A 9,627-nucleotide genomic window follows, 5' to 3' on the forward strand; every position below is an offset into this window, starting at 1 on the left:
GGCAGCCCTGAGCTTGAACTCACTCGAGTAAGATTTACGCATAACCAAACACCTCAGATTTGGGCGCCATCATAGCGCCCGATTGAAGTGTCCAAAATCATTAGGCCAGTTCAAGCCCCCTCCCACATTTGATCCTCATGGTTATTGAGGTTTTCTCCCAGCAAAAAAATGCCCCGCACTTGGCGGGGCATTTTTATGGGCGAGCCTTACAGCCCGTCGAGCATTGCCTTGTTACGCACCGCACCCTTGTCGGCACTGGTCGCCAACAGAGCGTAGGCCTTCAATGCGGTGGTGACTTTACGCGGACGCTTCTCCACCGGCTTCCAACCTTTCTTGTCCTGCTCGACCCGGCGTGCAGCCAGTTCTTCATCGCTGATCAACAGGTTGATCGAGCGGTTCGGAATGTCGATCAGCACCTTGTCGCCGTCCTGTACCAGGCCAATCGCGCCGCCGGCAGCGGCTTCAGGCGAAGCGTGGCCGATGGACAGGCCCGAGGTGCCGCCGGAGAAACGGCCGTCGGTCAACAGGGCGCAGGCTTTGCCCAGGCCCTTGGATTTCAGGTACGAAGTTGGGTAGAGCATCTCCTGCATACCCGGGCCGCCTTTCGGGCCTTCGTAGCGGATGATCACGATGTCGCCTTCTTTGACTTCGTCGGCGAGGATGCCGCGTACCGAGCTGTCCTGGCTTTCGTAGATCTTGGCGCGACCTTCGAAGACATGGATCGACTCATCCACACCGGCGGTTTTCACCACGCAGCCGTCGAGGGCGATGTTGCCGTACAGCACGGCCAGGCCGCCTTCTTGCGAATAGGCATATTCGACACTGCGGATGCAGCCGTTTTCACGGTCGTCGTCGAGGGTGTCCCAACGGGTCGACTGGCTGAACGCGGTCTGGGTCGGGATGCCTGCCGGGCCGGCCTTGAAGAAGGTGTGTACGGCTTCGTCGTCAGTCTGGGTGATGTCCCACTTGGCGATGCCTTCGGCGAGGGACTTGCTGTGTACGGTCGGCAAGTCGGTGTGCAGCAGGCCGCCACGGGCCAGGGAACCTAAGATCGAGAAGATCCCGCCGGCGCGGTGGACGTCTTCCATGTGGTACTTCTGGATGTTCGGCGCGACTTTGCACAGTTGCGGCACATGACGGGACAGACGGTCGATGTCGCGCAGGTCGAAATCGATCTCGGCTTCCTGGGCTGCGGCCAGCAAGTGCAGGATGGTGTTGGTGGAACCGCCCATGGCGATGTCCAGGGTCATGGCGTTTTCGAACGCCTTGAAGTTGGCGATGTTGCGCGGCAACACCGACTCATCGTTCTCGCCGTAGTAGCGCTTGCACAGCTCGACGATGGTGCGGCCGGCCTGCAGGAACAACTGCTCGCGGTCGCTGTGGGTGGCCAGTGTCGAACCGTTGCCCGGCAAGGCCAGGCCCAGGGCTTCGACCAGGCAGTTCATCGAGTTGGCGGTGAACATGCCGGAGCACGAACCGCAGGTCGGGCAGGCGCTGCGCTCGTATTCCGCGACCTTCTCGTCAGAAGCGCTGGAATCGGCGGCGATGACCATGGCGTCGACCAGGTCGAGGCCGTGGGAGGCGAGTTTGGTCTTGCCGGCTTCCATCGGGCCGCCGGAGACGAAGATCACCGGGACATTCAGGCGCAGGGCGGCCATCAGCATGCCGGGGGTGATCTTGTCGCAGTTCGAGATGCACACGATGGCGTCGGCGCAGTGGGCGTTGACCATGTACTCCACGGAGTCGGCGATGATCTCGCGGCTCGGCAGGGAATACAGCATGCCGTCATGGCCCATGGCGATGCCGTCGTCGACTGCGATGGTGTTGAATTCTTTGGCTACGCCGCCGGCGCGTTCGATCTCGCGGGCGACCAGTTGGCCCAGGTCCTTGAGGTGGACGTGGCCGGGGACGAACTGGGTGAACGAGTTGGCAATCGCGATGATCGGCTTCTTGAAGTCGTCATCTTTCATCCCCGTGGCACGCCACAGTGCGCGGGCGCCGGCCATGTTGCGGCCATGGGTGGATGTTTTCGAGCGGTAATCTGGCATTTGAGCCCTCCGGGCGGCTAATCAAAACTAATCAGGTGCTAAGGGGAGTGAGCTTCTATGGACGTCTGGAACACCCGAAAAATGGCCGTGTGTCCGGAAGTTGCCGCAAACGTTACGGGATCGCCGTGCGCAGTGGCCTTGAGCTCATAAACCCGCCGGGGGATGACTGGCGATGAATAGGGCCGATTCTACACCGCTGGCGGCTGGAGGGAATGGCCGAAACCGTGAAGAAAGCCGCTACGGGATGTGTGGCCGCGGCGTGATCAATGCATTCAAACCCAGGCCGATGGCGCTCAGGATCAAAAAGCACAGGGCGAGGGCGACGCTCAGGTTGTCACTCGCCAGGTTGACCACCAGGCTGATCAGGCCGCCGCACATGAAAATCAGCAGGCTGCCGGCAGAGGTCGATGTGCCGGCGAGTTGGGGGTACAGGCTCATGGCCTTGGAGCTGGCGATGGGCCGGCAGATGGTGGTGCCGGCGGTGCAGACCAACATGGGGATCAACACCGTGGCGGCGGACAAGCCGAATTGCCAGCCCAGCCAAAGCAATACCGTGCCGGAAACGGCGATCAGCGCCAGGCCGGTGCTGACTGCGCGACTCGTCCAACAGGCGTGCGGACCACAGCCAGACCACGATCGCCAAGGCGATGAACACATAAAAGCTGGCCTGCCAGCCGCCATAGAGCTGAAGCCCGGTGCCCATCAGCGGGGAGCTTGAGATGAAAATCCCACCGGCGGTGGTCATCCAGATCCGAATCCGCTCCAGTTCGCGCCCGGCAAACAGGTCTTGAATCAACGCCTGGGACAAGGCAAACGTCCCACACCCCACGGCCTGGACCACGCGAAAGCCAAGAAACCAGGCGAAATCCTCAGCGAACAGACAGCCCGTTGCGCCAATTGCCGACAGGGCGATGCCTGCCAGCAGTAGCTTTTTACGGCCGAACCTATCGGACAACGGCCCAATCAGCAGCAACGAAACGGCCAGGCCGATGGCGAAAATACTCACGGACTCGGCGATTTCGGACGGTGTGGTGTGAAAGTGGCTGGATAGCGCGGGGAAGGATGGCAGCACTACGTCGAGGGGGAAGACGGCGAGCAGGGTCATCGTCATGAGCAGCAGGAGCGTGGATGACTTTTTTGATGCGGGCGCGCTATGAGGCATCAGTCATTCGCTCGATCCGTGAGGGGGGGGCGAGGATCGATTTGGCGGTAGGGGAAGTCAATGGATGTAGCAGTGGGAATCGTCTGAAAACCCCGTAGGAACACGCATCAAGTGTTCCACGGGGCCTGCACGTCATCAGCTATTGGGCAACAACCGGCACGTAATGCTCTTGATGTAGCGCGTCTCGGCAATCGCCGGGTGTACCGGATGATCCGGCCCCTGGCCGCCGCGTTCGAGCATCTGGATGTTGCGGTCCAAGTGACGGGCGCTGGTCAGCAGGATGTTTTGCAGGTCGTCTTCCGGCAGGTGCATCGAGCACGAGGCGCTGATCAGGATGCCGTCCTTGCTGAGCAGGCGCATGGCTTGCTCGTTGAGGCGGCGGTAGGCGCCTTCGCCGTTTTTCATGTCTTTTTTGCGTTTGATGAAGGCCGGTGGGTCGGCGACGATCACGTCGAAGCGTTCTTCGCTGGCTTTCAATTCTTTGAGGGCTTCGAAGACGTCGCCTTCGATGCAGGTCATTTTCTCGGCGACGCCGTTCAGCGCGGCGTTGCGCTCGACGCCGTCGAGGGCGAAGGCCGAGGCGTCGACGCAGAACACTTCAGTGGCGCCGAAGGCCGCCGCTTGCACGCCCCAGCCGCCGATGTAGCTGTACAGGTCGAGGACGCGCTTGCCTTTGGCATACGGGGCCAGGCGTGCGCGGTTCATGCGGTGGTCATAGAACCAGCCGGTTTTCTGGCCCTGGATCACCGGGGCTTCGAATTTCACGCCGTTTTCTTCCAGCGCGACCCACTCCGGCACCAGGCCGAACACGGTTTCGACGTAGCGGTTGAGGCCTTCGGCGTCACGCGCGGCGGAGTCATTCTTGAACAGAATGCCGCTTGGTTTGAGCACTTGGGTCAGGGCGGCGATCACGTCTTCTTTATGCGCTTCCATGGTCGCCGAGGCGATCTGTACCACCAGGATGTCGCCGAAACGGTCGACCACCAGGCCCGGCAGCAGGTCGGAGTCGCCATAGACCAGGCGGTAGAACGGCTTGTCGAACAGGCGGTCACGCAGGGACAGGGCGACGTTCAGGCGGTGTACCAGCAGCGATTTGTCCAAAGGCAACTTGATGTCACGCGACAGCAGGCGCGCGCAGATCAGGTTGTTCGGGCTCATGGCCACGATGCCCAGGGTCTTGCCGCCGGCCGCTTCCAGGATGGCTTGGTCGCCTGCCTGGAAGCCGTGAAGTGGGGTGGCGGCCACGTCGATTTCGTTGCTGTAGACCCACAGGTGGCCGTTGCGCAAACGACGATCGGCATTGGCTTTGAGACGCAGGCTTGGCAGGGACATGACGTCGCTCCGGAAAAAAGAGCGGGAGTATACCGTGTTACATGAAACTTCGCGGCTTGGCCTGATGGGCTGTAGGGGCGGGCGTGCTGTGCCGAGGTCGCAGCGTCCATTTGATGGGAGTGCCATTGGTTTTTTTGAGGTGTCGGTCAGCTTCCCATCAGGGTTAGAATCCCCGCCTAGCCCGGAGTGTGTACTTATGTCCCAAGAACTTTCCGCCGAACAGATCCAGCAGGCCCTGCAAGGCATCAGCGTGCCGCCCCAGCCGCAAATCATGGTGGATTTGCAGATGGAACAGTACATGCCCGACCCGGACCTGGAAGTGATCGCGCGCTTGATTTCCCAGGACCCGGGCCTGTCTGGCGCGCTGTTGAAGATCGTCAACTCGTCGTATTACGGCCTGAGTAACAAGATCGCCTCGATCCAGCGCGCGGTGAACCTATTGGGCAGCCGCTCGATCATCAACCTGATCAACGCCCTGTCGATCAAAGGCGAGATGAGCGACGACACCATCGTCACCCTCAACCGTTTCTGGGACACCGCCCAGGATGTGGCCATGACCTGCCTGACCCTGGCCAAGCGCACCGGCGCCCAGGCGGTGGACGAAGCCTATGCCCTGGGGCTGTTCCACGATTGCGGCGTACCGCTGATGCTCAAGCGCTTCCCCAATTACATGGTGGTGCTCGAGGAGGCCTACGCCAATGCCGGCGCCGACTGCCGTGTGGTCGACACCGAAAACAATGCGTTCAACACCAACCATGCGGTGGTCGGTTATTACACCGCCAAGTCCTGGCGCCTGCCGGAGCATGTGACCGACGCCATTGCCAACCATCACAACGCCCTGGCGATCTTCAGCGATGAGTCGCCGCGCAATCCGCAACTCAAGAACCTGCTGGCGATCCTGAAAATGGCCGAGCACATCTGCTCGTCGTACCGGGTGCTGGGCAACCAGGCGGTTGACCATGAGTGGGATGCGATTGGCCATCTGGTGCTGGACTACGTGGGCCTGTCGGATTACGACTTCCAAAGCATGAAGTTGTCGATCCGCGAACTGGGCGCGCACTGACCCTTTTCTCACGAGGTACACATGCCCGAGTTACCAGAAGTCGAAACCACTCGGCGCGGGATTGCACCGCACCTGGAAGGCCAGCGGGTCAGCCGCGTCGTGGTGCGTGAGCGGCGCCTGCGCTGGCCGATCCCGGAAGACCTCGATGTGCGCCTGTCCGGGCAGCGCATCGTGCTGGTGGAGAGGCGGGCCAAGTACCTGTTGATCAATGCCGAAGTGGGCACCCTGATCAGTCACCTCGGTATGTCGGGCAACCTGCGCCTGGTGGAAGTCGGCCTGCCGGCGGCCAAGCACGAGCATGTGGACATCGAGTTGGAGTCGGGCCTGGCCCTGCGCTACACCGACCCTCGGCGTTTCGGCGCGATGCTCTGGAGCCTGGACCCGCACAACCACGAATTGCTGATTCGCCTGGGGCCGGAGCCGTTGACCGAGCTGTTCGATGGCGAGCGCCTGTTCAAACTGTCCCGTGGGCGTTCGATGGCGGTGAAGCCGTTCATCATGGACAACGCGGTGGTGGTGGGCGTGGGCAATATCTACGCGACTGAAGCGCTGTTCGCGGCGGGGATCGATCCGCGCCGCGAGGCCGGTGGCATTTCACGCGGGCGCTATTTGAAGCTGGCGATCGAGATCAAACGCATTCTGGCGGCCGCCATCGAACGCGGCGGCACCACGTTGCGCGACTTTATCGGTGGCGATGGGCAGCCGGGGTATTTCCAGCAGGAGCTGTTTGTCTACGGCCGAGGGGGCGAGGCGTGCAAGGTCTGCGGGAGCGAGTTGCGCAGTGTGGTGCTGGGGCAGCGGGCGAGTGTGTTTTGCCCTAAGTGCCAGAGCTGATTGCTGTGTGATGGCTGATATCGCCATCGGGGGCAAGTCGAATCGTCGCACCGCCCCTCCCACACTTTGATGTGTGAACACATTTTAAATGTGGGAGGGGCGGTGCGACGATTCGACTTGCCCCCGATGAGGCCCTTACAGGCGCCAACAAACTCAAGCCTTACCAGTAATCTTCCGGTACTTCACCATCAATTGCTCTTGCGTTTCCGGATGCGCTTCATCCAGTGGAATGCAATCCACCGGGCACACCTGCTGGCACTGCGGTTCGTCGTAGTGGCCGACGCACTGGGTGCAGAGGTTGGGGTCGATCACGTAGATCTCTTCGCCTTGGGAAATCGCGGCGTTCGGGCACTCGGGTTCGCAGACGTCGCAGTTGATGCAATCGTCGGTGATGATCAGGGACATGGAAACTCCTGCCAGGGCAGTCAGCCAAGGCATCTGAAAAACTAATGCGCGCAATTGTGCCGCATTGGCGCCCGCAGTGCGAGCGGGCGCCGAGTGAGCGGTCTTACTTCTTGAAGCGCAGGGTCAGCGCCTCGGCGACGGCTGGGTGCACGAACTTGGTGATATCCCCGCCCAAAGCGGCGATTTCACGGACCAACGTCGAGGAAATGAACGAATAACGCTCCGATGGCGTGAGGAACAGGCTTTCCACGTCCGGCGCCAGTTGGCGGTTCATGTTGGCCAGTTGGAATTCGTATTCGAAGTCCGACACCGCGCGCAGGCCACGCAGGAATACATTGGCGTTCTGCTCTTTGGCGAAATGCGCCAGCAGCGTCGAGAAACCCACCACTTCTACGTTGGGCAGGTGCTTGGTGACCTCACGCGCCAGCTCCACGCGCTGTTCCAGGGGAAACAGCGGGTTTTTCTTGGGGCTGGCCGCGACCGCGATGATCACATGGTCGAACAAGCGCGAGGCGCGTTCGACCAGATCGCCATGGCCTTTGGTAATCGGGTCGAAGGTACCTGGGTACAACACTCGGTTCATCGCGTCGTCCTGGCGGAGTCCGTTGGGGAACCGGATGGTATCGCAGCCATCCCGGTCGGCCAAGTCGACTTATGCGAATAGGCACGCGAAATACCTGGTTTTTTCATGCTGTTTTCAGACGTTCGGCCAATGCGCTCGCCAGTTGCGCGGTCAATCCGTACACCGACAATTGCGGGTTGGCGCCAATGCTGGTGGGGAACAGCGAACCATCATGAATCGACAGATTGCGCAGTTGATGATGGCGGCCGAGGCTGTCGGCCACGGCGTTTTTCGGCTCTTCGCCCATGGCGCAGCCGCCCATCACGTGGGCACTGCCCAGGCAGGTACGGTGTAATTCCAGGTTGAGGCCGTCTATCAGGCTGCGCGCTTCGGCCAGGGTCTTCACGTAGCGCGCATCGTGATGCAGCGGCTTGACCGACTTGGCGCCCGCCGCGAACTGGATCTCGGCCATGCTGTGGAACGCGCGGCGCAGGCCGTCCCAGGCGTAAGGCGAAACCTGATAATCGAGCACCGGCGTGCCGTCGCCGCGCAATTCCACGCTGCCGCCCGGGCTGTCGGGGTGGAATCCGTCGCGCAGCAGGGCGAGCATCGCGTGGGTATTGGGCAACTGGCTCATGTCCAGGGCGTTTTGTGTGCCGTAGCCGCCGAGCAGCGTACTCGCGAGCGCCGGGTGCAGCGGCGGTGCCTCCAGCTTGTACGACATTCTGCCGGTGGTGCCGTCCTGCCATTGGAAGTGATCGGAATAGATCGACTGCGGCGCGCCATAGAACGGGTTGATCACCTCGTCGAACAGCGCTGCGGAGAAATTCACCAAATGCAAAAAGGTGCGCTTGCCCAGCCGCGAATGTGGGTCGGGGGCGTCCGAGCGCATCAGCAGCGCCGGGCTGTTGATGCCGCCACCGGCCAGAACATAGTGTTTGGCCTTGACCGTGATGGTGCGCCCGGTAGGGGCGACGCAGCGTTCGTCCATCGCCACGCATTCCAGGCTGCTGATGCGGTCGCCGCTGTATTTCAGGCGTTCGGCGCGGGCCAGGTACAACAACTCGCCGCCTTTCTCCAGGGTGGCGGGGATGGTGGTCACCAGCATCGACTGCTTGGCGTTGACCGGGCAACCCATGCCGCAGTAGCCCAGGTTGAAGCAGCCGCGCACGTTGCGCGGGATCACATGCCAGCTGTAGCCCAACTGTTCGCAGCCTTTGCGGATCACGTCGTTGTTGGCGTTGGGTGGCATGGCCCAGGGGGCAATGCCCAGGCGCTGTTCCATTTTTTCGAACCACGGCGCCATGTCCGCGCTGCCGTGGCCCTTGACCGCATACTCGCTGGCCCAGTGGCTGAGGGTCGCGTCCGGGGTGCGGAAGCTGGAGGTCCAGTTGATCAGCGTGGTGCCGCCCACCGCCCGGCCCTGCAGGATGGTGATGGCGCCGTCCTTGCTCATGCGGCCGATGCCTTCCTGGTACAGGCTGGCGTAGGCCTCGTCTTCGAGCAGCTTGAAATCGCTGCTGGTCTTGAGCGGGCCTTCTTCGATCAGCAGCACTTTGTAGCCAGCGGCGCTGAGGATTTCGGCGGTGGTGCCGCCGCCGGCGCCGCTGCCGATGATCGCTACGTCGGCTTCCAGCGTCAGGTCGCGGTCGAGGGCGGCGCCGTTGTGGGTTTTCCAGCCACGGGCCAGGCCGTCGCGGAACAGATCGGGTACGGGCATCAGGGTCGTCTCTTGTTTTTATTGGTGGGTGCGAATCAGATCTTCGGTGGCCCGGGGTAGCCGCAATGGGCCCAGGACGCCGGCCGGAAGTACCAGGCCATGATCACCAGTTTGAGCAGCGAGCCCTGGCCCATGCGCAGCAGGTTCAGGTAGCTGTTTTCCCAGCGGTGCAGGAAGTTGCGGATTTGTTCAGCGCTGGCGTTTTCCCAACTGCCCCAGATCCCGGTCAGTGGGCCACGGGTGATGCCCATGCCCAGTACGTCGAACAGTTGCTGGGTGAGCTTGAACATCTCCGGCGACAGGTGCTGCAGGCTGTAGTCGAGTTTTTTCAGGGTGTCTTCAATCCCGCTGGCGACTTCCTGGGCGCTGGCCACGCCTTCCAGCAACACCGGGATCACCGCGCGCAGAAACGGCAAATCGCTGGCCCGCAGCAAAGCAAAGCCGCATTTCCTCGGGGCTTTCAAAGGTGCGTTGCCCGGTCACTATCGCTACAACCAGCGG

Annotated in this window: 8 protein-coding genes and 1 pseudogene; 2 read left to right on the top strand and 7 right to left on the bottom strand. The window is 61.8% G+C overall.

Going from position 1 to position 9,627, the window contains the following annotated elements; all coding sequences use genetic code 11:
* Nucleotides 1-206: 206 nt before the first annotated feature.
* From ilvD to L9Z73_RS18565, 3 genes are all read right to left on the bottom strand, one after another.
* On the bottom strand, nt 207-2,048 hold the full coding sequence (gene ilvD, locus L9Z73_RS18555; RefSeq protein WP_247403798.1) for a dihydroxy-acid dehydratase: 1,842 nt from the start codon (nt 2,046-2,048) through the stop codon (nt 207-209).
* A 334-nt stretch (nt 2,049-2,382) separates the two neighbouring features.
* Nucleotides 2,383-3,159: an MFS transporter gene (locus L9Z73_RS18560; protein WP_345894169.1), complete on the bottom strand. Its 777-nt coding sequence runs from the start codon at nt 3,157-3,159 to the stop codon at nt 2,383-2,385.
* Nucleotides 3,160-3,345: 186 nt separating this feature from the next.
* Nucleotides 3,346-4,542 carry a class I SAM-dependent rRNA methyltransferase gene (locus tag L9Z73_RS18565; RefSeq protein ID WP_247403802.1) on the bottom strand — a complete coding sequence of 399 codons (1,197 nt, stop codon included), beginning with the start codon at nt 4,540-4,542 and terminating at the stop codon, nt 3,346-3,348.
* Nucleotides 4,543-4,792: 250 nt separating this feature from the next.
* Here L9Z73_RS18565 and L9Z73_RS18570 point away from each other — a divergent pair, with 250 nt between their 5' ends.
* Together L9Z73_RS18570 and mutM are read left to right on the top strand one after the other, a co-directional pair.
* Nucleotides 4,793-5,605, top strand: a complete 813-nt coding sequence (locus L9Z73_RS18570) for an HDOD domain-containing protein (RefSeq protein ID WP_247403815.1) — start codon at nt 4,793-4,795, stop codon at nt 5,603-5,605.
* Between the two features lie 21 nt (nt 5,606-5,626).
* Nucleotides 5,627-6,439, top strand: a complete 813-nt coding sequence (gene mutM, locus L9Z73_RS18575) for a bifunctional DNA-formamidopyrimidine glycosylase/DNA-(apurinic or apyrimidinic site) lyase (RefSeq protein ID WP_247403806.1) — start codon at nt 5,627-5,629, stop codon at nt 6,437-6,439.
* 153 nt (nt 6,440-6,592) lie between these two features.
* On the opposite strand, the gene L9Z73_RS18580 is transcribed toward mutM, so the two are convergent.
* The 4 genes and pseudogenes from L9Z73_RS18580 to L9Z73_RS18595 form a co-directional block, all read right to left on the bottom strand.
* Nucleotides 6,593-6,844 carry a YfhL family 4Fe-4S dicluster ferredoxin gene (locus L9Z73_RS18580; protein WP_247403809.1) on the bottom strand — a complete coding sequence of 84 codons (252 nt, stop codon included), beginning with the start codon at nt 6,842-6,844 and terminating at the stop codon, nt 6,593-6,595.
* Nucleotides 6,845-6,947: 103 nt separating this feature from the next.
* Complete coding sequence (coaD, locus tag L9Z73_RS18585; RefSeq protein WP_022641651.1) at nt 6,948-7,427, bottom strand: pantetheine-phosphate adenylyltransferase; 480 nt, start codon at nt 7,425-7,427, stop codon at nt 6,948-6,950.
* Between the two features lie 103 nt (nt 7,428-7,530).
* The gene (locus L9Z73_RS18590; RefSeq protein ID WP_247403812.1) at nt 7,531-9,126 is read right to left on the bottom strand and encodes a GMC family oxidoreductase; all 1,596 of its coding nucleotides are present in this window, start codon (nt 9,124-9,126) and stop codon (nt 7,531-7,533) included.
* Between the two features lie 35 nt (nt 9,127-9,161).
* A pseudogene (locus L9Z73_RS18595) lies at nt 9,162-9,569 on the bottom strand (twin-arginine translocation pathway signal protein); the annotation flags it as partial.
* Nucleotides 9,570-9,627: the final 58 nt, after the last annotated feature.

Origin of the sequence: Pseudomonas emilianonis (assembly GCF_023072625.1) — a bacterium.
In the GTDB taxonomy this organism is placed as follows: domain Bacteria; phylum Pseudomonadota; class Gammaproteobacteria; order Pseudomonadales; family Pseudomonadaceae; genus Aquipseudomonas; species Aquipseudomonas paraveronii.

Coding starts and splice junctions, on each gene's coding strand:
- mutM (WP_247403806.1), top strand. CDS start 5,627: ATGCCCGAGTTACCAGAAGTCGAAACCACTCGGCGCGGGATTGCACCG.
- L9Z73_RS18590 (WP_247403812.1), bottom strand. CDS start 9,126: ATGCCCGTACCCGATCTGTTCCGCGACGGCCTGGCCCGTGGCTGGAAA.
- L9Z73_RS18560 (WP_345894169.1), bottom strand. CDS start 3,159: ATGACGATGACCCTGCTCGCCGTCTTCCCCCTCGACGTAGTGCTGCCA.
- L9Z73_RS18565 (WP_247403802.1), bottom strand. CDS start 4,542: ATGTCCCTGCCAAGCCTGCGTCTCAAAGCCAATGCCGATCGTCGTTTG.
- coaD (WP_022641651.1), bottom strand. CDS start 7,427: ATGAACCGAGTGTTGTACCCAGGTACCTTCGACCCGATTACCAAAGGC.
- L9Z73_RS18580 (WP_247403809.1), bottom strand. CDS start 6,844: ATGTCCCTGATCATCACCGACGATTGCATCAACTGCGACGTCTGCGAA.
- ilvD (WP_247403798.1), bottom strand. CDS start 2,048: ATGCCAGATTACCGCTCGAAAACATCCACCCATGGCCGCAACATGGCC.